General features: G+C 62.2%; 15 protein-coding genes. 10 read left to right on the forward strand and 5 right to left on the reverse strand.

The annotated features are described in order from the left end of the window. Complete coding sequence (locus LRQ04_RS05780) at window positions 1–780, reverse strand: isocitrate lyase/phosphoenolpyruvate mutase family protein (protein WP_235518297.1); 780 nt, start codon at window positions 778–780, stop codon at window positions 1–3. A 534-nt stretch (window positions 781–1314) separates the two neighbouring features. Here LRQ04_RS05780 and LRQ04_RS05785 point away from each other — a divergent pair. Beyond that, complete coding sequence (locus LRQ04_RS05785; RefSeq protein ID WP_235518299.1) at window positions 1315–2310, forward strand: S1C family serine protease; 996 nt, start codon at window positions 1315–1317, stop codon at window positions 2308–2310. Between the two features lie 52 nt (window positions 2311–2362). Here the strand turns inward: LRQ04_RS05785 and LRQ04_RS05790 are convergent, their stop codons facing one another. Next, window positions 2363–3568 carry a GGDEF domain-containing protein gene (locus LRQ04_RS05790; RefSeq protein WP_235518301.1) on the reverse strand — a complete coding sequence of 402 codons (1206 nt, stop codon included), beginning with the start codon at window positions 3566–3568 and terminating at the stop codon, window positions 2363–2365. A 256-nt stretch (window positions 3569–3824) separates the two neighbouring features. On the opposite strand from LRQ04_RS05790, the gene LRQ04_RS05795 reads away from it, so the two are divergent. Both LRQ04_RS05795 and LRQ04_RS05800 read left to right on the forward strand, forming a co-directional pair. Next, window positions 3825–5051 (forward strand): exo-alpha-sialidase, encoded by a 1227-nt coding sequence (locus tag LRQ04_RS05795; protein ID WP_235518302.1) that lies wholly within the window; start codon window positions 3825–3827, stop codon window positions 5049–5051. A 7-nt stretch (window positions 5052–5058) separates the two neighbouring features. After that, entirely contained in the window at window positions 5059–5346 is a 288-nt protein-coding gene (locus LRQ04_RS05800) for a MoaD/ThiS family protein (protein WP_211710084.1), read from the forward strand. Window positions 5347–5369: 23 nt separating this feature from the next. Here the strand turns inward: LRQ04_RS05800 and LRQ04_RS05805 are convergent, their stop codons facing one another. Further along, on the reverse strand, window positions 5370–5606 hold the full coding sequence (locus tag LRQ04_RS05805; protein WP_235518305.1) for a hypothetical protein: 237 nt from the start codon (window positions 5604–5606) through the stop codon (window positions 5370–5372). Window positions 5607–5767: 161 nt separating this feature from the next. Here LRQ04_RS05805 and LRQ04_RS05810 point away from each other — a divergent pair, with 161 nt between their 5' ends. From LRQ04_RS05810 to LRQ04_RS05820, 3 genes are all read left to right on the forward strand, one after another. Then, window positions 5768–6541 (forward strand): cyclopropane-fatty-acyl-phospholipid synthase family protein, encoded by a 774-nt coding sequence (locus LRQ04_RS05810; RefSeq protein ID WP_235518307.1) that lies wholly within the window; start codon window positions 5768–5770, stop codon window positions 6539–6541. A 277-nt stretch (window positions 6542–6818) separates the two neighbouring features. After that, window positions 6819–7910, forward strand: a complete 1092-nt coding sequence (locus LRQ04_RS05815; protein WP_235518309.1) for a helicase-related protein — start codon at window positions 6819–6821, stop codon at window positions 7908–7910. A gap of 442 nt (window positions 7911–8352) precedes the next feature. Next, on the forward strand, window positions 8353–8589 hold the full coding sequence (locus tag LRQ04_RS05820; RefSeq protein WP_235518697.1) for a recombinase family protein: 237 nt from the start codon (window positions 8353–8355) through the stop codon (window positions 8587–8589). Window positions 8590–9340: 751 nt separating this feature from the next. Here LRQ04_RS05820 and LRQ04_RS05825 read toward each other — a convergent pair. Then, entirely contained in the window at window positions 9341–13777 is a 4437-nt protein-coding gene (locus tag LRQ04_RS05825; RefSeq protein ID WP_235518311.1) for an RHS repeat domain-containing protein, read from the reverse strand. Window positions 13778–14006: 229 nt separating this feature from the next. Here LRQ04_RS05825 and LRQ04_RS05830 point away from each other — a divergent pair, with 229 nt between their 5' ends. The 4 genes from LRQ04_RS05830 (at window position 14007) to LRQ04_RS20695 (ending at window position 20097) form a co-directional block, all read left to right on the forward strand. Next, window positions 14007–14561 carry a hypothetical protein gene (locus LRQ04_RS05830; RefSeq protein WP_235518312.1) on the forward strand — a complete coding sequence of 185 codons (555 nt, stop codon included), beginning with the start codon at window positions 14007–14009 and terminating at the stop codon, window positions 14559–14561. A gap of 337 nt (window positions 14562–14898) precedes the next feature. Further along, the gene (locus LRQ04_RS05835) at window positions 14899–15048 is read left to right on the forward strand and encodes a hypothetical protein (RefSeq protein WP_235518314.1); all 150 of its coding nucleotides are present in this window, start codon (window positions 14899–14901) and stop codon (window positions 15046–15048) included. A 376-nt stretch (window positions 15049–15424) separates the two neighbouring features. Continuing rightward, window positions 15425–18097 (forward strand): FG-GAP-like repeat-containing protein, encoded by a 2673-nt coding sequence (locus LRQ04_RS05840; RefSeq protein WP_235518317.1) that lies wholly within the window; start codon window positions 15425–15427, stop codon window positions 18095–18097. 155 nt (window positions 18098–18252) lie between these two features. Next, window positions 18253–20097 carry an S-layer homology domain-containing protein gene (locus LRQ04_RS20695; protein WP_235518321.1) on the forward strand — a complete coding sequence of 615 codons (1845 nt, stop codon included), beginning with the start codon at window positions 18253–18255 and terminating at the stop codon, window positions 20095–20097. Window positions 20098–20234: 137 nt separating this feature from the next. On the opposite strand, the gene LRQ04_RS05850 is transcribed toward LRQ04_RS20695, so the two are convergent. Beyond that, complete coding sequence (locus tag LRQ04_RS05850) at window positions 20235–21572, reverse strand: MFS transporter (RefSeq protein ID WP_235518323.1); 1338 nt, start codon at window positions 21570–21572, stop codon at window positions 20235–20237. Window positions 21573–21617 lie beyond the last annotated feature (45 nt).

Consider the following 21617-nt stretch of genomic DNA (forward strand, 5'->3'; position numbering starts at 1 on the left):
TTAGTTCAAGGCAGGAGTGTCAGCAGGGATGACACCCGATCCGTAGAGGTCAATGGCCAGGTCCTGGAGAGCGCGCAAGGCGACGCGTTGCGTGAACGGGCCGTAGGAGACGCGGGCAACGCCGAGCTCCTGCAATTCGTTCGCCGGAAGGGCTCCCGGCGCGCCAATCACGGAGAGCTTTCCGTGTCCCAGGCCTTCAACCAGGGGCTCGATGGTTTCACGGTTCAGTGCGCCCGGGACGAAAACCAAAGCAGCACCGGCGTCGAGGAACGCCCGGCCGCGGGCGATGGCGTCGTCGAGGCTGTCCTTGATGGGGCGGTCGCCGCCGCGGACGATCGCGTCAGTGCGTGCGTTCAGTTGGAAGGCAATGCCCTCCTCCTCGGCGGCCTTGATGATCGCCTGAACCCGGGCAACGGCGTCGTTGAAGGGGCGCAACCGGTCCTCGACGTTCGCGCCGACAACACCAATGGCGATGGCCCGGCGGATGGTCTCGGCAGGGTCTTCATATCCGTCGTCCAGGTCGGCTGTGACGGGAAGGTCCACGGCTTTGACGATCCGCTCCACCCCGCTGAGCGCCACGTCCAGCGGCATGGTCCCATCGGCATAGCCGTAGGCGGCGGCAATGGAATGGCCGGCTGTCGCGATGGCTTTGGTCTCTGGAAGAGCTGCCACCGTGGAGGCACTGATGGCATCCCACACGTTGACAACGCTGAGGATTTCCGGAGCCTCGTGCAGGGCCTTCAACTGCTGCGCACGTGAGTTGGTGTTTGCTTCTGTCATGGGTTTCCTCCGTCGTGGGCTGGGAATCTTGCCACGTTCAGCCTAGGCCTATGGCGTGGCGGTTTCTCCTTGGCCGGCTTTTCCGGCGTTACGATGTGCTTGCTGGGAAACACGAGTCGAGTAAACGGCCGTCGATTTTGCATCATGGGTCTCGCATATCCATTCCATGATCAATCTTTTACGACGGCGGCTTACCCGACTTTTTCTTTTGAGTGCGCAGTTGCGGGGGGATCCTGCCCATGCCGCTGCTCCGCGCTCAGCGTCAGGAGGTACTTGATGAACAGCACACCAAGCCCCTTTGTCCGTTGCACTGTCATAGCGTCCCTAAGCCTGTGTCTTGTGGCAACGGGCTGTACTGGCGGCTCCAGTCCGTCTCCGCAAGCTTCTTCACCACCACAAGCAACCAGCCAGGAAGTCCCCAGCCCTTCCCCGAGCACTCCGACCTCGAATGGAAGCTCTGCTGCTGACACGACCCCCAGTACGTCTCCTGAGCCAAGAGCTTGGCCTGACGTGGTTGCCCGGGTGCAGTCGGGCGTGGGGCAGCTGACCGTCACGACGTGCGACGCCGGTCAAACGGGTACGGGGTTCCTTGTGGGACCGGACCTGGTGGTCACAGCCGCCCACGTTGTCCGTGACGCATCCGCGATCAGCATCGCCTTCGGCCGGACCTCCGTAGACGCCACGGTTCTCGGCAAGAACGACGTGGCGGACATCGCGGTTGTTAAAACCCGAAGCCCTGTGGAAGGGCATCAGTTTCAACTACGAAGCAGCGAGCCCCCGGTTGGGAGCGATGTGGCGGCACTCGGATTTCCCCTGGGTCATCCGTTCACCTTGACCAGGGGAACGGTGAGCGCGCTCGACGTCGAGCAACACATCGGTGACCGCACTCTCCCGAACCTTATCCAGACAGACGCCGCCATCAATCATGGCAACAGTGGAGGGCCGCTCATCACCCAGGACGGGGAGGTTTCCGGTGTAGTGGTCACCATTGAGCCCGAAGGCTACGGCAGGGCAGAAGGAATCGCCTATGCAGTAACAGCACCCCGTGTTTCCGCAGCGGTCAACGAATGGAAATCCCGGGCTACGCCAGTGGCCTTCGACGAATGCGGCAACGCACCGGCACCGGGTTCCGGGTTCTTCCCCTTCACGGTCTCGGCGAATCACGATCAGGCCCGCAGCGTAGGGCAGAGCTTGATTCTTCACGGGCAAGGCATTAACCAAGGTGCTTACGCCGCGGCCTTCAAGATTCTCACCCCCGAACTCCAGGCCACCTTTGGAGACTCGGTCAAGTGGAGCGAAGGGCTGGGTTCGTCCTACTGGACCAACGCCGAACTTTACAACGTCACCAATACACAGTCCCCGGATGACCTGAACGCCAACGTAGTCCTTCAGACCATCCAGGACGCGGCCCATGGCAGGAACGGCCAGACCTGCTCGAATTGGCGGATCCAGTATGCGATGCATTGGGACGGCTCCCTCTGGCGCATAGCCGGAACCTCACTGCCGTTCGGGGAACCGACTGCCTGCTAGGGCTGTGAGCGGCACGCATTCAGGGGTGCGTGCCGCTCACCAGATCCGATGCCTACGGTGTTGCCTTGTCCTCTGCCGATTCAGCGTCCAAAGGGTCCGCTCCCACAACCCGGTTCCTGCCTTGGGCTTTGGCGCTGTACAGGGCGGCGTCCGCCACGTTGATCATGAGCGCCAGGTCCGGAGCCCCCGCTCCCGTGGAGGTAACGCCGTAGCTGACCGTCGGGAAGGGCAGGCCATCGGTGCCGTCCATCGCAGCCAGGCGCTCGCTGATATCCGAGGCGATGGCTTCGGCCCTTTGTTGCGAGGCTCCAGGCAGGAAAAGGATGAACTCCTCCCCGCCGTAGCGTCCAATGAGGTCCGTTGACCTGACGGCGGCTGAGCTGGCCTTGGCGAAGGCGCGGAGGGCGGCGTCCCCCGCCGAATGTCCATATTCGTCGTTGACGGCCTTGAAGTTGTCCAGGTCGGCCAGGATGAGGGCAGCGCCGCGGTCCTGTGAAGAGCGCGCAAGTTCCCGGGCAGCCAAATCCAGGAAGGCACCCCTGTTGAGCAGTCCCGTCAAATGGTCCCGTTCCGCGCGCTCGCGTAGGCGCCGGATGAGTTGCCTGTTGCTCAGGGTATTCATGGTGGATGACACCGCGACCAGCAGCATTAGGTGCACCAAGGCTGCAGGAGCGTAACCGAAATATGTCTGGAACAGCCAGCTTTCAGCACCGTACAAAATGTAAGTAAGGGTGCGCAGCAGGTAATAGGCGGCCGTCAGCCCAGCCATGATGGACAGAAACTTGGTGATTCTGGACCGGGCTGATTTTGTGAACCACAGTTCAATTGCGGCAAAAGCGATTCCGGCGGTGGTCATCGCCAGATAAGCCATCCCGCCGGACCACACGCTTGAAGCTGGGTCATCCAGAATGGAGGCCGCTCCTGCCAGCAGGGGTCCCGGCAGGAGCTGCCATAATGCGGCCTTTCGGTCGCGGAGGGTGCGCGCTCCCGCCCAGACGCAGAAGGCGCCCGCCACCACCAGGAACTTACCCGCCGGGTTGGCCCACCATTGTAAAGATGTGCCGTTTAACAGGAAAGCGGCGTTTCCCACGAAAAACAGGAAGAGGGCTGCCCGCCACCAGTCGGCGTACGGGGTGCGTTTCCGTTGCGAGGTAAGGCACGAGATGACAATCAGCGCCAAGGTCACCAAGCCAAGGACGATTCGGACGGCGAAGGGGTCCAGGACGATGGTTCCCTCTTGCAATGCAAGCGAATTCATAAACGCAGCCCCACTACCGGCCAGTAACCAAGGAGCTCCCAGTCAGAATTATCATTGGCAGCCATCTCCGTGTTTCATTTTAATCCCCCAAGATTGTTGCTGCGACCGAATTCGGCCGCAAAGTCATCAGTCAAGCATGTTTTTCCCCAACAGTGAATAGGCCCGGCGAGCCGCTCTGCAGTTTCCCTGCCTGGAGAGGCACCCTCCCTCGAAAAAACCATTGCCCTCCCCATCCAGCGGATGGTTGCATGGGTTCATGGCTACCCCAGAGAGTTACCTCTTAGCGATCGGGACCAAGAAGGGCCTGTGGCTGGCAACCAGCACGGACCGCAAGGAATGGTCCCTTTCCGGCCCACATTTCCTGATGAGTGAGATACCAAGCATCGGAATAGACACCCGGGACGGCAAAACGCGGATCATGGTGGGGGTGCGCTCCGAACATTGGGGTCCCACCGTTGTCCATTCCGACGACCTTGGCGCCACATGGACCGAGCCCGAACAAGGTGCCATCAAATTCCCCGAAGATACTGACGCGGCCCTGGAACGCATTTGGCAGATCCACCCCGACGCCGACTCCCGGCCAGGCGTCGTGTGGGCCGGTTGCGAGCCGATTTCGCTGTGGAAATCGACCGACGGCGGCCAGCACTTCGAGCTGAACCGCGGACTGTGGGACCACCCCCATCGCAGTGAGTGGGGTGCAGGCTATGGCGGCGCGGCGGCACACTCGATCGTGGTGGATCCGAGCGGGGAGAAGGTCCACGTCGCCATGAGCACCGGCGGCGTTTACAGATCGCTCGACGGCGGTGCCTCCTGGGAGCCCCGGAACAAGGGGATATCGGCCTACTTCATGCCCGACCCCAACCCCGAGTTCGGCCAGTGCGTCCACAAGATCGCTGCGGACGCCGCCGTCGACGGTCGTCTTTATGCGCAGAACCATCACGGCGTATACCGGACCGATGATGACGGCGAGAACTGGAATTCCATTGCCGAGGGCCTGCCCGCGGACTTCGGGTTCGTGATGCTGACGCATCCCCGGCGCGAGGGTACGGCCTGGGTGATTCCCCTCAAAGCCGACGGCGAACGTATCCCGCCGGACAGCAAGCTCAGCGTGCACAGGACCCATGATGCAGGAAATACGTGGACGGAACTCCACGCCGGACTCCCGGACCACGAATACAACGCGGTCCTCCGTGACGCCGCATCGGTGGACACGGCCGAGCCTGTTGGCGTGTATTTCGGCACCCGCGGCGGCACCGTCTACGCCAGCGACGATGAGGGCGTGACCTTCACTGAAGTGGCAGCACACTTGCCGGACGTACTTAGCGTGCGTGCCGCCGTCGTGGTTGGAAACCCGGCAGGGGCGGAAGCCCCGCTGGCTGCAGCGGAAGCAACAGTGCTGGCGGAGGCCGCGGTCATTGTGGATGCGGCTGCCGAGACGGCTGTGTCTCCCGAAGACCAACCCGACGCCCCGGTACCTGGTTAGGTCCGCTGTGGCTGACTTTACGGTCCTGTTGCCTGGCGTCCTGCAGCCGCTCGTCGGCGGACAGTCCTATCTGACTGCGTCCGCCGACGGGGCTGTGACCGTGGGACAGTTGCTGGACTCAGTCACCGGAGAGTATCCGGTGCTGGCCAGGCGCTTGCGTGATGAAACCGGGGCGCTTCGCCGTTTCGTGAATATATACGTGAACGGGGATGAAGTCCGGCGTCTGAAGGGGCTTGATACGGAGGTTGCGGCTGGCCAGGAGGTCTTGATTATCCAGTCCGTGGCCGGCGGCTGAAGAGCGTTGGGGTCCAGCCCTGTTCAGGCGACGCGCCAAACACTGCATTCATCGGTATTGATTGCTTTTCTCATGCCTGAAGCGTGATCCATGATCCAGACGACACCGATTCCCGGCGCCGTTTCCTGGACCCGTCCGCGGCGGATGACCACGTCATCGTAGGCGGGGCCGACCGACAGGCGGGCTTCGATCTCGTCTCCGCGGTGGAGCTGGCTGATCGCGCGTATACGTGTTGTGTGAGTTGGGACTTCCTTCAGCATGGTGTCCTCCTGGCTGGAGCTGGGCGCCTGCACTTGCCGGCTATTCCAGTGTGGCGCGGCAATGTTGCCACCGTATTTCCGCGTGGTTAGGGTCCGGTTAGCTTTCCGGGGTAGTTGCGTTTCGCGGTGGGTGGCGCCCCTGACCGTGAGAGCATCATTTGGTGACCCACGTTACTTCGCCTGAAATGCCGCCCCTCTACGAGTCACTGACCTGGCTTACTCCGCTCTCCGAGGAACGCGCCGCGCACCTTGTGGCGTTCCTGTCCGACCCCGCGCCCGCTGAGGTCCTGGATATGGGCTGCGGTTGGGGCGAATTGCTCCTTCGGGTTTTGGCGTCGGCCCCGCAGGCACGGGGACACGGAGTGGACGCCTCGTCCAAGTCCATCGACCGCGCGAGGCAACAAGCATTGGAACGTGGACTCCTCGACAGGGCGACGTTCGATTCGATGCCGGGGCTGGAGGTCCGGAATCGCCGCGCAGATGCAGTGATCTGCATCGGTGCGAGCCAGATCTGGGGGCCGCCTGTGGAGGACGCAAAGCCGCTCGATTACGCAGCCGCGCTGCGCGCACTTCGAGCCCTGGTGCTTCCCGGCGGGCGGCTCGTCTACGGCGAGGCGATCTGGTCGTCACCGCCTCATCCGGCCGCCACCGCACCTCTGGCGGGACGCGATGACGAGTTCCTGAGCCGTGTTGACTTGCGGGAGCAGATCCTGGCCGCTGGTTTCGAAGTGGTAGACGAGGACCTGGCCAGCATTCAGGAGTGGGACGTCTTCGAGGCCGGATTCCGTGGCAGGTTTACCCGCTGGTTGGAAGCACACGATGACGACCATCCCGCCGCAGAGCAGGTCCGTCGACAATATGAGGAACAGCGCGCTGCTTATGAAGAGGGGTACAGGGGCGTCCTCGGGGTGGCGTACTTCTGCCTTAGGGGGTAACGAGGGCGGGGTCCTCAACCCCGGCCTCCCAGGGAAAAGTGCTGTTGCTGCAGGAGCGTTTCAGCGAGTGGGCGTGGGAGGAAACCCCGAACGTGCAATCGGCTCGTTGGCGGGGACATCGGGCGCTTCAACTCCGTCGTTCTCCGGGACTACAGCACCGAGGGGGCGCGGCTGACGCTGCCCAGGATGGCCAAAGACTTCTCCCCGCGTCCGCACCAGCGCGCCGCTCTGGCACGGATGCTTTCCGAACCAGCCGGCGGGCTGGTCCACCAGGTCGGTGCAGGACATCGGCAACCGCATCGGCGCCATCCAGCAGCGCCTCGTGGCTTCCGAGGAAGACAACATGTTCAAAGTCTCCTCGGACGGCCGCAAGGCCGCCGTGGACATGAGGCTCGTGGATCCGGCACTGTTCCAGCACGGACCCACCAAGATCACCGCCACCGCCGAGCTGCTGGCCAGCGTGTACGAAGAATTCAAAGACCGCATCTACACCGACCCCTCCACCGGGGAACCCGACCCGGTTCCCGGTGCCCTGCAACTGGTGTTCTGCGCCTTCGGCACCCCCTCGGAGAAGTGGAACGTCTACGGCGAACTCAAAGACCAGCTCCGCCGGCGCGGAGTGCCCGAACACATGGTCCGGTTCATCCACGAAGCCAAAAACGACAACGAGAAAGGCCGGCTCTTCGCAGCCGCCCGTTCCGGACAGATGGCCGTCCTCGTCGGATCAACCTCAAAAATGGGTGTCGGCACCAACATCCAAAAACGTGCCGTGCACCTGGTGGACATGGACGCCCCCTGGCGGCCCGCCGACGTCGAGCAACGCCACGGCCGCATCCTTCGCCAAGGCAACCAGAACCCCGAGGTCCGCATCTCCCAGGTCGTCACCAAGGAATCCTTCGATTCCTTCATGTGGCAAGGCCTGGAACGCAAATCCCGGTTCATCAACCAGATCATGCGAGGACGCCTGGACGTCCGGGAAATCGAAGACATCGGGGACAACACCCTGAACTTCGCCCAAGCCAAAGCCATCACCAGCGGCAACCCGCTCGTCCTGGAAAAGGCCGTCGCGGACCAGGAACTCGCCCGCCTGTCCCGCCTGGACCGGGCCTACAACCGCAACCTGGTCGCGGTGAAACCACACCAAACGCGGAGAACAAGCCGCAGCGGACGCCGCAGCCCAAGACCTGCCCCTGATCCACGCCGCCGTCGAACGGACAGTGGACACCACCGCGGACGCCTTCAAAGCCACCATCGGGGGCCAAACCCTCGACAACAGGCCCGACGCTGCGGAAGCAAGTCGTCTCAGCTGCAATCCTGCTCAACTTTGCTGGGCAACGGTGGCTCAAGCGATCGGTCGCACCTAACCTAACCACCCTGACCGCCCGTTAGCCGGTCCCTCATCGTGCCAGCAAAACGCCGATCAAGGATAAGTGTTGTCCGGCTGACAAGGCATGTACGTACGAGTCGCACCGTGATGGCCCTCTGTGTGGTCATACCATCAATGGATCCTTTGATAAGAACCGAAAAGCCGACCGTTGAGGACGATTCCGACTCGCGGATCTACTACACCTCCCTCGTCCGAACAAAGTGTCTCACTGACGTATTCTCAGAATTATCAGTTTTGTCCTTTGATAAGACGGAGAGCGATGGTGCGCCTCGGATATGCCCTCGTTAGCCTGGCGGACCGAAAGACTGATCTTCAGATCCGCGAACTGGAGGCAGGTGGTGTGCGAGATCTTTAAAGACCAAGGATCAGCGGTGCCCGGGTCAGCCGTCCGGAGTTGGACCGATTGGGACGCAACACCAGACACTTGCTCGAGCTACTAGATGACTTTAAGGCGCGTGGGATCAGGTTCCGTTCGCTACGGGATGGCATCGCCACTGACCCGGCCAGTGAAGTTGAGGGAGCTATGGCTCAGGCAATGGTCGCCATCATTTCCGCGTTCGCCCAGCTGGAACCAGACCAACTCTCCGAGCGGACGAAGACCGGCATGGCCGCTGCAGCTGCAAACGGAAGAAAGGACAGCCGACAGGGAGGTCACTTCTGACCACGAGAAGGTCAAGAGGGTATGAGCTGAATGCCCGTGGCCTCAAGCCATCAGAGATTGGAAAGATCATTGGGGCTAGTCGACGACCGTATACCGTTACCTGGGCATGGGCTCTTGAGGCTCGTGGGCAAAATACACCAATGCCAGCAACAGTAATCGTCCATCCACAGGAAAGCGGCAGGATCGTCAACTCTTGGCACTGCCAAGCCCGTCCCTGCGATGCCAAGAGAAGCAACTTCTGTCAGACCCGAGCACGCGCTTCCGAGACGACGATAACGACACGTTCAAGACGTCGGGAGGGGATCCCCGTCGTTTGAAGCGGTGCGGGCGCGTACCTCCTTTTCAAACAGCAGGAAAAAGATGAAGTAACCGATGAACCCCGCTGATAAGCCAGGGACAGTGATCGAGTGCCTTACCAAGACGTCGGCCGTCGACCATCCGAGGGCCAAAAGTGCGCACCCAGCGAATGACACAATCTTCCAGGTCTTAGTCGTCACCACATATTCAGGATCCCTAAATAGGCGCCAAGCTCCGACAAGCGCCAGTAGCCAGAACACCGATGAAAAGAGAACTGGGTAGGGGCCTGGCGAAATAATCTGCGGCAGTAGAAAGAAAATGCTTATGACTGACAGAAGCACAATGACGGAACCGGCAAAGAATCGATCGCGTCGGTTTTCCGCGCTAGTTTTTCTTGAAGTTTTCAATCTACTCCTGATCTTGTCCGCTAAATCAGCGTCGGATACCTATGAGCTCAAAGACCGCCGTAACAGAGACCGCCCCCAGCGAAACCACTGATTCCGATAACGCCGGCTGCCCAGTTTGCTGCCTCTCCAAACAGAAGGCCCCCTACGCGTGGTAGGGCTGCCGGCCCAAAAAACCACGAGATGGCAGTGAGCCTACATCCGAAGGTATCGGCGGGTGAACTGATCAGTGGAGGCGAGAATCCAGCACAGGTCGCAGTATTGGCAGGTGAGCAAGGCAACGGGTCTCCTGAGTCACCGTATTGGAGTCCGGTGGGATCCGTGTTGGCTACTCGGCTGGCACCCCCGTAGAGGTAGCGATTTTGTTCCTGGTCGGATGGGTCGGGTTGGGTGAAGCGTCCGGTGGTTGGGTTGTAGTAGCGGGCGCCGAATTTGGTGTAGCCGGTGGGGGTGTCTTTGTAGCCGCCGGCGTATTGCCAGGGGTTCGCCCCGGCTTGGGTGCCGGTGGCGGTGGTGTTGCCCCAGGAGTCGTAGCTGTAGGTTGCGGTTTTTGCCTGGGTGTTGTCGGTGAGGAGGATGACGGAGCCGAGGGCATCGGTGGTGTAGTAGAGGCTTGCCCCGGTGCCGGTGCGCATGCTGACCAGGCCACCGTCCGGGTCGCGGAGGAACGCGGTGGTCGCTCCTGCGGTGGTTTGGGTAGTGATGCCGAGGGATCCGTTGAGGAAGTTCGTGGATCCGGCACTGGTGCGTTCGTCGTTGCGGAGCCCGGCGTAGGCGAAGTTCGTCGTCGTGGCGCCGACCGTGGTGGAGGTGACTTGGTTGAAGACGTTGAACGCTGACGTGGTCGTACCAGCCGCCGTGGTGTTGCCGTTCGCGTCGTAGGAGTACGACGTGGCGGCGGTGGGCGCGGTGCTGCAGGCGCCGTTCGTGGTCGCGGTCCAGCACAGCTGGTCCGCGGCGTTATACGTGGAGTACTGGGTGGCTACACCGGTTTTGGAGGCGCTGATGCGGTTGCTGTTCTTGTCGTACGTCCAGCCCTCCACCGTGGCCCCTTGGGTGGCGCTGGTGAGCCGGTTCTGGACATCGTACCCGTAGGTGGTCAGCGAGCCGGCTACTTCGGTGGCCATGGTCTTGCGGAGTCCACCTTCCTTCCCGGATGGGGTGGTGGTGTAGGTGTAGTCGCGTTTGGTCAGGACGGTGCCGCTGCTGTTCTTCGCTGTGATGGACATGATTTTGCCGGTGTTGTCATAGCCGGTGGTGTTGGTGACGCCGTTGGGGTAGCTGGTGGAGATGCGGCGGTTGTTTTTGTCGTATCCGAAGCCGGTGCATTTGGTGCTGTTCGGGAACGCCGGTGTTGCGGGGCAGGACCCGCCGGGCTCTGCCAGGGACGCGAGCCGGTTGGCTGCGTCGTATTTGTAGGTGACCGTACCGGTGGGGTCCACGAAGGCCAGGATGTTCGATGCCCCGTCGTAGGTCACGGTCGTGGTGGTGCCGCCGATGGTCTTACCCGTCGCCCGGTTCTGCGCGTCATAGGCGTATGTGGTGGTGCCGGCCGCGTCCACGCGTTGGGTAAGGTTCCCATTCGCGTCATAGGTGTACGCCACACAGGTGGAGGTGATGCAGCTGGCACCGTAGCGGACTTCGGTGATGCGGTCGTTGTTGTCGTAGGTGTAGGTGGCGGTCTGGTTCTTGCCGTCCTTGACCGTTGCGACCCGGCCGGCGGCATCGAAGGTGTTCGTCACAGCGCCGAGCGGTGCCGGCCGGGTGATCGTGACAGGGTTTCCGGCGGCGTTGTAACTGTAGGTGGTGGTGTTGCCGTTCCCGTCGATGGTCTTGCACAGGGATCCGGGCTTGGCGCCACAGGTGGTTCCCAGGGTGTCGCCCTGGTAGTAGTTCTTGATGATTGTTTGTTCGTTCACTGCCCCGGCTGATGCTGTTTGCTTCACGGCGCTGGTGTTCGCGTCGTAGGTGATGGTGGAGGTGTTCTCTTCACTGTTCGTGGCTGCGTTGGGCCGGTAGTTCGAGAGCGGGTCACCGGACAGGGAGGCGTAGGTGAAGGAGATTTCCCCGGCGGTGCCGGATGCCCCGCCCAGGGGTGAGGTGATCTTGGTGAGGCTGTTGTTCGCGTTGTACGCCCTGGTGGTGGTTTTGCCGAGCCCGTCGGTGGAGGTGAGTCGGTTGTCGTGCCCGTCGAAGGTGGACTGGACGTCGTTGCCGTTGGCGTCCAGGACCTTGGTGATCTGCTTGGCCGCGTTGTAGGTGTACGTGGCGGTCTTGCCGTTCGGGTCCTTCAGCGTTGTCGTCGTCGAGGACGGGTAGGCGGGGGTCCAGACGCTTTGGGCCGTGGTTCCGGTGCCGTAGGTGATCGTCGCGGTGCGTTTTGCGGTGTCGTAGGTGAAGGAGGTCTTCACTGTTTTGCCGTCGGTGTAGGTCGAGAGCTTCCCGGCGGTGTTGTACGTGAACGCCGTCGTGGTGCCGGTGGCGTCGGTGATCTTCGAGAGCCGGCCCTGGCCGCCGTTGTACTCGAGGGTGACGGAGCGGTTCAGGGAGGTGTCGGTGACTTTGGAGGGCTGGTTCAGGTTACGGGTGTCCTCGTAGAGGAACTTCAGGACCCGGCCTTGGGTGTCTGTGATGGTGTTCAGGACGCCGTTGACGTGCCCGTAGGTGATGGTGTTCGGGTTTGTGAGGTTCGCGTCGATGGTCCGGGCCAGGGAGTAGTTCGCCCCGTCGTCGGTGTAGACGTTGGTCACGCCGGTGTCGTTGAACCGGATCCGGTATTCGTTGGGGTTTGGTTTCGTCAGGGACGCGTTCAGGCCCGGGGGCATGGTCCAGGTTGTCCCGTTGGAGGCGAAGGTGTACCAGCCGCCATCCGGGGCTGTGTAGGTGACGGCGTTCGTGGTGGAGTTGACCCGCAGGGCGGCTTCGAGCCGGCCCAGGCTCAGTGTCGGCCGGGCGTCGTTGTAGCTGTTGTACCGCCAGCCCAGGTTCAGGTCCTGTCCGACGCCGCGCAGGTGCAGCAGCGAGCCGGTGAGGACCGTGTTGCCGGTGGTGGGGTTCCAACCCACGGAAGCGGTGTCGGAGAGGGTGTGGTTGACCATGGACGCTGCCCCGCGCTGGCCGGACACGGCCCCATTTGGTCCGGTGGCCGGGGGGAGGAGGTGGGCGTTGGTGAACCAGCCCTGGGTGTCGATGAGGAAGTGGGCCGGTGCGACGCCCATGTTTTTGACGTTGATTTTCCCGTCCGTGGTGCCGGGCCTGACGATCAGCACGTTCGAGACTTTGTCGCCGGGTTCGGCGTAGTTCACGTAGCTCAGCGGCGGTTCCGTCTCATCGGAGGGAAAGACCCGGAACCAGCCGGTGTCGGTGCTGGTGCTCGGGTTGATGGCGGTGATGTTCATCGTCACACCAGCCAGTTCCGGACCCGCGGCGGGGAGGCCGTTCACTCCGGCGACCTGGACCTGGACCGTGCCGCCGGCCGGGACGACGGCAGTGTTGCGGCTGTCGTACAGGCGGGTGTTCAGGGAATGGTAGGTGCTGTCGCTTGCCTGGCCGTCGAAGTAGCCCTGCACATCGATGATGACGTGGATCGGTGAGGTGCTCCACCCGACCCGGAAGGTGATGTCACCTTCGGCGTTCAAGTCCAGGGTGGTTCCCACGCCGGTGGTCTCGCCACCGCGGTAGTGCAGCGGAGCGTTCGGGTCCGTGCCGTCGGGCCGGTACGGGTACAAAGTGGGGGTGAGGTTGTTCGGATCGGCGCTGACCACGATGACGTTCGCGAACACCGCCCCAGCGGTATCGGGGATCCCGCCAACGTTCTTCAGGTTCACGGTCTTGACGTCGTCGTTGTTCCATGCCCCGGCCGTGACGCCGGTCCCGTCCCGGCTGTCGACCACGCGCTTGTTAGGGACAGAAACGAACCCACCCGGGGCGACCGTGTCACCGGAGGTGAAATAGCCCTGGACCTCGATCACGTAATGCTGGGACACCGAGGTCCGCAGCGCGATCTTCCCATCGGAGCCGATCGTGACGATCGAGGTGTTCGACAACGTGTCGTTGTAGCCGCTGTACAGGTTGTAGGTCTGCGCCGTTGGCCGGTCCGTGTTGGAGGCCAGCTGCGTCCACCCATCCGCCGGGGAAGCGACCGTCGTGACCGTCAGAACCACGGCCTTCGCGCCCGATGCGGGAATACCAGCCTGCCCCAGCACTTGGATCGGTGTCCACGTGTTCGCTGCGACCGGGCCGGCCACACCCCCGGAGCCATCACGGGTATCGACCAACCGGCCCTGGGCCGGGACAAACACACCAGCCTGGGAAGCGTCGGTCACCACCGTGGGAAGGGCCGCAGGAGCCAGGGCCGGCACCGCGGCCGGGACGGTCGTAGGCGCCGCCGGTACCGCCACGGGCGATGCCATGGCAGGGGCTGCGAGCCCGGCTACGGCCAATAACGAGACAACAAAGGCAGCGAAAAGTGACCGTAGACCGGTCATGAAATTATCCCCCAATAAAATGCCTGCGCCCCGATGAGCGCACAAGGACGATCATCACAGGCCCGCACCCAGAAGGCAATACGTAGCCTTATTATTCTTTATGACCGACCAGGACTCCCTACCATTTCTGGTCGAGCATGGGGCTGGCGGCGGGTCATTGTGCGAGGAGTCATTGGTCTCAAATTCCGTAGTGCCTCCATTGGAAGGTTGCTGTGCAAGAATTCGGAATATGACCGATCCACGAAACCGCATTCTTCCGAAATTGGGCACTGGTGAGCAGCTGTTGTGGGTCGGAGAGCCCGATCCCAAGGTTCACTTCACCGCGGCGGACGCGTTCTTCGTGCCGTTCAGCATCCTCTGGGGAGGGTTCGCGATTGTTTGGGAGGTCGCCGCCATTACGGTCGTCAGGCAGCCACTCTTCATCATCTGGGGCATACCGTTCGTTCTTGTGGGCCTGTATTTCATCTTCGGCCGTTTCATCGTCAAAAAGAGACGAAAGCTCGCAACCGTCTACGCGCTCACAAGCTCGAGAGCCATCGTCTGCCACGGGGAGAGATCGATCAGTGATTCTCCCATCGTCGGAATCCCCACCAAAGTAGACATGACCAAGGACGGCCGCCACATCAGCGTCACGTTCGGGTACCAGAGTTTCGGGGGGCTCCTAAGCCTGTATCAAAACACGGGCATGGACGTTTTCCGCCTTGGCATGGGACAAACAGTTGCTTTCTACGACGTCGAGGACGTCGAAGGACTAACAGCAGCGATGGAGCAGGCCCGCGTCTGATCAATCCCAGCCCAGGGCGCCCACTTTACGGGCGTTGTAGTTGAGCCCCTTGCGTACCCGATTTGAACCGTACCGAAAGTTGTCTCTGTAACAGGGATTTGTTGCATGACTTTTGGGACTACATACGGGACGGCTTTGTTTCGCGGGATCTTGCGGATTCGAATGGGTGGGGGATTGTCCCAATGGAGGCGTCCCACTTCCAAGGAAGTGGGACAGCGAAACCGCGCCAGAGCAGGGAGGCCCGCTTAGGGTGATTGCCTAGCGTGTAGGAAGAAGTGGGACACCGCGGGATCTGGTTGCAGTCGGCGAACACCTCGGTTCTACATGTGATAAATGGATGCACGGACAGCTGCGAGAGGGCGAGGACGAGCCGCGCTGGGAAACATTGGAGTTCGATTCAGACGTCGGTGAAGTGCTCAACGAGGCTGGTGCCAACGTGTACTGCTTCTCGGTGACTCGAAGCCTGAAATCCGCCACGCGCATGTAGCCCCCGTCTTCCTACTAAAGGAACCTTACGGGGAGATCCCGCTTGAAAATCTACTCCGAGCTGGTCTGCTGGCCCTCGGCCGCGAAGTACCGAACAGTGATTCAAAGCAACCTCGACCCCAAGTCATCCAAGAGTCGAGGATCATCAGGGATGTGCTCTAAGATCTTGGCGCCTACGGCGACTGCATGTGCGATGGCGCAGCGTGCCGCCCGAAGCTCCCAAGACTCGCCGACGTTACGCCCGCATGTGCACAGGGTACTGTCGAGCCGCCTGTAACCTGACTGTGGCTCTTGAGACTCACAGGGGCCACAGGCTCCGTTCCCCAGGAGAATCAATGGGAGTTTTGCGGCGATCCATCGCTTTGTCCACAGGTCTAATGGTTTTTGCCACTGGCCTGTTTTTCGTTCAGGCTCCGGCTACGGCCGTGCCGGTTCCGGGGCCGGACAACCCGAATGTCCGGTTCGTGGAGGGAACGCCGCACTCGGACCATACTTTCGAGGGACCCGACGCTTCGCCGTTGGACACCGCGCCGGACAACACGGTGGCGGCCACCGGGCCCAGCGGAGACATCCGTGTGCGGTTGGTGACGGCCAAGCTGGCAGACAACGGCAACCCTGTTTCCATGGCCGGGGCCGAAAAGGCCGTGGTGTCCACCAGTAATTACTGGAAGGCCATGACGGACAACAAGCTCTCCATGACCGTCAACAGCAGGGTGGAGGGCTTCCAGTCGAAGGCCCGCTCAACGGACAGCTACGGCACCATCATCTCCACCATCACCAGCGAACTTCAATGGTCGGCGAGTCCGTACACCGCGCTGGTGATCTTCATCCCCACGTCCACGCTGTCCGGCAACGCGTTGGGCGCCGGGTACAGCAGCGGAGCCTACAGTGGTCGGGTTCTCATGCCGCAGCTCAGCGACTTCTCGAACAACGTGATGAGCCACGAGTTCGGTCACGTCATCGGCCTGATGCACGCAGACGCACTGCAGTGCGGCAGTGGCGCGTCCGACGTCGGCGTTAACAGCGACGGACGTTTCACCGACCCGTCCTGCTACATCCGCGAGTACGGCGACACCACCGACCTCATGGGCGCGGCGCAGTACGCCCAACCCGTGGTCAGTTCAACGTTCTGGGATTACGCCAAACTGGGGCGTGGCGATGAAATCAGGGACGTCGGAGTGGCAACGGGGGCCAAGACCTACACGCTGAAGCCCTGGGGCGGCACCGATGCGCAACGCGCCATCAAGTTCACCGACCCCATCAGCAAAGAGGTCTATTACCTGGAGTTGAGGGAACCCGCCGGCTACGACAGCTACTTGGGCGACGCCGGCAGGCCGCAGGGCAACATGGGCGTAAAGGTTGTCCAGCGGGGCGGTGCCACCATTGCGTCGTCGCTGATCCTGATGCCGTCAACGGTTCCCTTTACCGAGCCTTATTACGCCAAAAACCACGCATGGCAGGCGGGCAGTACATTCACGACGTACACCGGGACCCAGGTGACCATTAACGCGGTCAGCAAGACATCGGCGTCGGTGACTATCTTTGCTGATCCGAGACTAACTGCGAAAGTCCGCTTCTCCGCGGGCGATTTCGACGGCGACAAACTGGCCGACGTGCTGTCCAGGGAGCCGGACGGGAGCCTGATGCTTTACGCGGGCTTGCCGGGCAACCGCTTGGACAATCCCCGCCAAGTTGGCTCGGGATGGAACATTTTCGACGCCATCACCGGAATCTCGGACTTCGATGGCGACGGCCGCGGGGACATCCTGGCGCGCACCAGCGACGGCACCTTGTGGCTGTATCCCGGCGACGGCAAGGGCGGATTCCTTGCCAGCAGGCAGGTCGGATCCGGCTGGCAGGAGTTCTCAAACCTCATTGGCGTGGGGGACTTCGACGGCGATGCCCGCCCCGACCTTATGGCCACCAAGCCCGATGGCACCCTGTGGCTCTACCCAAGCGACGGCAAGGGCGGCTTCCGGCCTTGGTCGCAGATCGGTTCGGGGTGGAGCGGCTTCACCAGCATCACCTCTGACGGCTCCTTTGGCGGAGCCGGGGCCGGATTGCTTGCGCGCGCAAGCGACGGCACTCTTTACCTGTATCCCGGAAACGGCTGGGGCGGCTTCGCCCCGCGCGTGGCCATCGGAAGTGGCTGGAACAGCGTTGGTGACCTGGTCGGTGGCCAGGATTTCACCGCCGATCGCCGCTCTGATGTCCTGGCAGTGACCTCGTCCGGGAACATGCGCCTGTACCCGGGGGACGGATCCGGCTTCGCCAGCCGCCTGGCTATCGGCGCCGGCTGGGGCCAGTTCGCCCAGGTCTGGGAGGCCGGCGACTTCGACGGCGATGCTGTCGCTGACATCCTCGCCCGGGGAACCGACGGCACACTGTGGCTTTACCCCGGCAACGGCTCGGGCGGCTTTTTGCCGCGCGTGCAGGTGGGCTCCGGCTGGAACGTCTTCACTTCCGTGGTCAGTGCCGGAGATTTCGACGGCGATGGCCACCCCGACCTTGTAGCCCGCACCGCCGATGGGGTGCTCTGGCTGTACCCGACGGATGGCAAGGGCCAGTTCCTGGCACGGCAGCAAATCGGCACGGGCTGGCAAGGCTTCACCCAGCTGCTCGCCCCGGGTGACTTCGATGGCGACGGCAAGGCAGATCTTGTGGGACGGGCGGCCGATGGAAACCTTTGGCTCTACCCGGGCAACGGTGTGGGCGGATTCCAGGCATGGCGCCAGATCGGCACGGGCTGGAACATCTTCAACGCCGTGCTCCAGGGCGGCGACTTCAACGGCGACGGCAACGAGGACATCATGGCCAGGGGCACTGACGGTGCGCTCTGGCTCTACCCGGGCAACGGATCAGGCGGCTTCCTGCCGAGAACAGCGCTGGGATCGGGTTGGAACATGTTCAGTTCCTTCACCGCCCTCGGCAACGCATTTACCGGTACCGGCAATCCGTCCGTAGTGGGCGTCGCCGGTGATGGTGCGCTCTTCCTGTACACCGGGACCGGGCGGGGCGCATTCCAGTCAGTGGTGCTCGATCCACGGTAACTCGTTGCCGGAGCTGAGACCCGGGTTCCATTTCTGTCCGGGGCGAACGTTAGCATTGCCATATTCGCTGCGGTAACGACGGCGATCCACTCTTGAATTTGGGGGAATCCGTGTCTCTTTTGAGGATCCGGCGTCGGCGCATAACCGCTTGGGCCGTGGCGGCAGCTGTAGCCGCTTCGCTTCTGACGGCAGTGCTTCCGGCGCGGGCTGAAGGGCCGGCCCCATCAATGGCTCCCTCGGCCCAGGCAGACACCCAGACCTCCATCGGTGGCACTGTCAAAGTCCGCAAAGGAGTGGATCTGGAGAAGGTCGAGGTCTGGGCCATGGGCCTCTACAGCAAGGCCCTCCCCGTCGCCTCGGCCTCCGTCGCGCCCGATGGTAACTACACCATTTCAGGTCTTCAGGCTGGCGAGTACCGGGTCTTCTTCTATTCGGGCGATTACAACGCTTGGTGGCCGGAAGAAATCTGGGGTGGCTCGGATTTCGATACGTCGGTTCCCGTCCTGGTCAATGAGGGGCAGCAGCGGACCGGGATCGACTTGGACATGAGCGGTGGTCGGATCCAGGGCCAGGTCGCCATGCCGTTTTACGTGGACTACCGAACCGTCCATGTCGAAGCGCTGGACCCATCGGGAGCAGTGGTCGCTTCTGAATTCCCGGACGCAAGCGGTCTCTACGACCTTCGGGGTCTGCCCACAGGCGACTACCGGGTCCGCGTTTCCGGTGGCGTCCTGACGTCCTGGTATGGGGGCGGGGCCTCGTTTTCCGCGGCAACACCGATATCAATCTCCGGTGAGCAGGACGTCCAAAAAGCCGATGTGACTGGTGACGCCGGGGCCAGCATCAGCGGCTGGGTTAACCCGGCGTTGCCGTCCTCGAATGACGGATGGCACCGCGTCTCCGTGCGGGATCTTGCTGGAAAGGTCATACAGGACATTTCGGTGCGTAGCGGCTCCTACACACTCAGCGGACTCGAACCCGGCCAGTACAAACTCGCCTTGGATATGACTGATGGCTTGAACGGGTACGAAGCACGGGCTTCGTACCAGGGCCAGTACTACAACGGTGTGACAGAGGATCAGGGATTCCAGAACGCCCAGACGATCTCCTTGGCCGCCCACGAAGAAAAGACCCGCTTCGATTTCTCGGGGGAAGTTGGTGGCACCATCACCGGAGTCCTGCGGGACGTTGAGGGGCATGAGTTGCCTCTGGCCGTCGTCGAGGCCTATACGCGGGATGGCTCGTTCATCAGCCGAAAGGCCATCACTGACACCAAGGGAAACTTTTCCATCACCGGACTAACCACCGGGTCGTACCGTCTCCGCGGGAACACCACCAACGTCCGTCTGGCCGGTCCCACGTATTCCGGAAACGTCGCAGAGCAATCCGAAGCCAAGGAAATCGCCGTCACCAGCGGCGCCCAGACCGACGTCGGAACAGTCACCTATTGGTCCCCGAAGCGGTTCGCCGACGTGTTCGAAGGACAACAGTTCGACCATGAAATCAGCTGGACAGCGTCAACCGGCATCTCCACCGGTTGGCCTGATGCCACGTTCCGGCCCTACCTCCCGGTAAACCGTGACGCCATGGCCGCTTTCCTCTATCGGCTCGCGGGACAACCCACTTTCACCCCACCGGCCGTGTCGCCGTTCGCGGACGTTCCAACTACCAGCCAGTTCTATAAGGAGATTGCTTGGCTGGCGTCCGCCAAGATCTCGGGTGGCTGGCCGGATAAAACGTTCCGGCCTTTGGAACCCGTGAACCGTGATGCGATGGCCGCTTTCCTGTACCGCTTCTCCAAGATTGCGGGCTACATTCCGCCTGCCACTTCGCCATTTGTCGATGTACCAGCCACCGGACAGTTCTACAAAGAAATCGCCTGGCTGGCATCCACGGAAATCAGCACAGGCTGGCCGGACAAGACTTTCCGCCCGGTGACACCTGTGAACCGTGATGCGATGGCGGCTTTCATGTACAGGTTCAACGTATTGGACAAGTAGCATCATGCGGGCGTTCCTTCCCGCCTGCGTCCGGTCGGCCACGTCGAGTCGCCGCTGAGCAGCGAAATGCCCGGCATGTCGCGAAACATGCCGGGCATTTCCTGTCTGCGAAGCGTCCGGAAAGGTACTTCCCCCGACTACGCGGGCTGGGCTTCCTTGTGCAAGCCAAGCTGGGAGGTGGGGATCTTTGCCGATTCGCGGGCAGTCATCGCGGAGACTGCTGCGATGGCGCAAATCACGGCGGTGAAGATGGAGATCTGGACCCACCCGCCGGGCTTGGTCCCGCCGAGCGCAGTCACGATCGCCGGAGCGAACCCTGCCATGAGGAAGCCGAGCTGGGTGCCGATGGCCAGACCAGAGAAACGGACCTTCGTGCTGAACATTTCACCGTAGAAGGAAGGCCATACCGCGTTCGCTGCCGCGTAGCCGAAGGCGAAGAAGACCACGGAAACCACGAACATGAGAGGAACGTTGCCGCCTTCGAGGGTCAGCAGGAAGACCGGGGTCATGACGGCGCTGGCGATGGCTCCGTAGATGAAGACTGGCTTCCGGCCGATCTTGTCCGCGAGCTTGCCGAACAATGGCTGGGTTCCGAGGGCTACGACGTTGGCCGCAACAACCAACCACAGCGTGATGGTGCTGTTGACGTGGGCCACATCCTGGGCGTACTTGATGGCGAGGGTTCCGAATACGGTGCTGACGGCGGCGATGAAGGCGCAGCAAACGACCCGGAGCACGTCGCGCCAGTGCAGGCGAAGGAGGTCGGCGACGGGGAGCTTGGAGATCTGGTTGTTCTTCTTGGCCTCGGCGAATGCCGGCGGCTCGTGAAGGGTGCGTCGGATGAAGAAGGCCACGATGACCACCACGGCGCTGAGCCAGAAGGGGATGCGCCAGCCGATGCCGTACTTGATCTCGTCAGGCAATGCCACCACGGGAATGAAGACCAGGGCCGCCAGGATCTGGCCACCCTGCGTACCGGTCAGGGTCCACGAGGTGAAGAAGGATCGACGGTTATCGGGGGCGTGCTCAAGGGTCATCGATGATGCGCCGGCCTGCTCACCTGCGGCGGAAAGGCCCTGGCAAAGCCGGGCGAGGACCAGCAGCACCGGGGCCCACCAGCCAATGGTTTTGAAGTCCGGAAGGCAGCCGATGACGAACGTTGCCGCACCCATGAGCACCAAGGTGAACATGAGGACTTTTTGGCGGCCGATCCTGTCGCCGAAGTGGCCCAGGATGATGGCGCCGATGGGGCGGGCGACGTAGGCGAAGCCAAAGGTCGCGAAGGACATGATCGCTGCGTTGGCATCGGCGTCCGGGAAGAAGACGTGCGGGAAAATCAGTGCTGCCGCCGAGCCGAAGATGAAGAAGTCGTAGTATTCGACGGCGCTGCCCAGGAAGCTGGCGAGGGCTGCTTTGCGGGGTGTTCCGGTGATGGTTTCAGTGCCTGGCGTCGCTGACGGCATTGTTTGGCTCATTGGGTGTTCCTTCTGTGACGACGATGTCGCGGATCTAGCGTCTGT

The sequence above is a fragment of the Paenarthrobacter sp. AR 02 genome (assembly GCF_021538675.1).
In the GTDB taxonomy this organism is placed as follows: domain Bacteria; phylum Actinomycetota; class Actinomycetes; order Actinomycetales; family Micrococcaceae; genus Arthrobacter.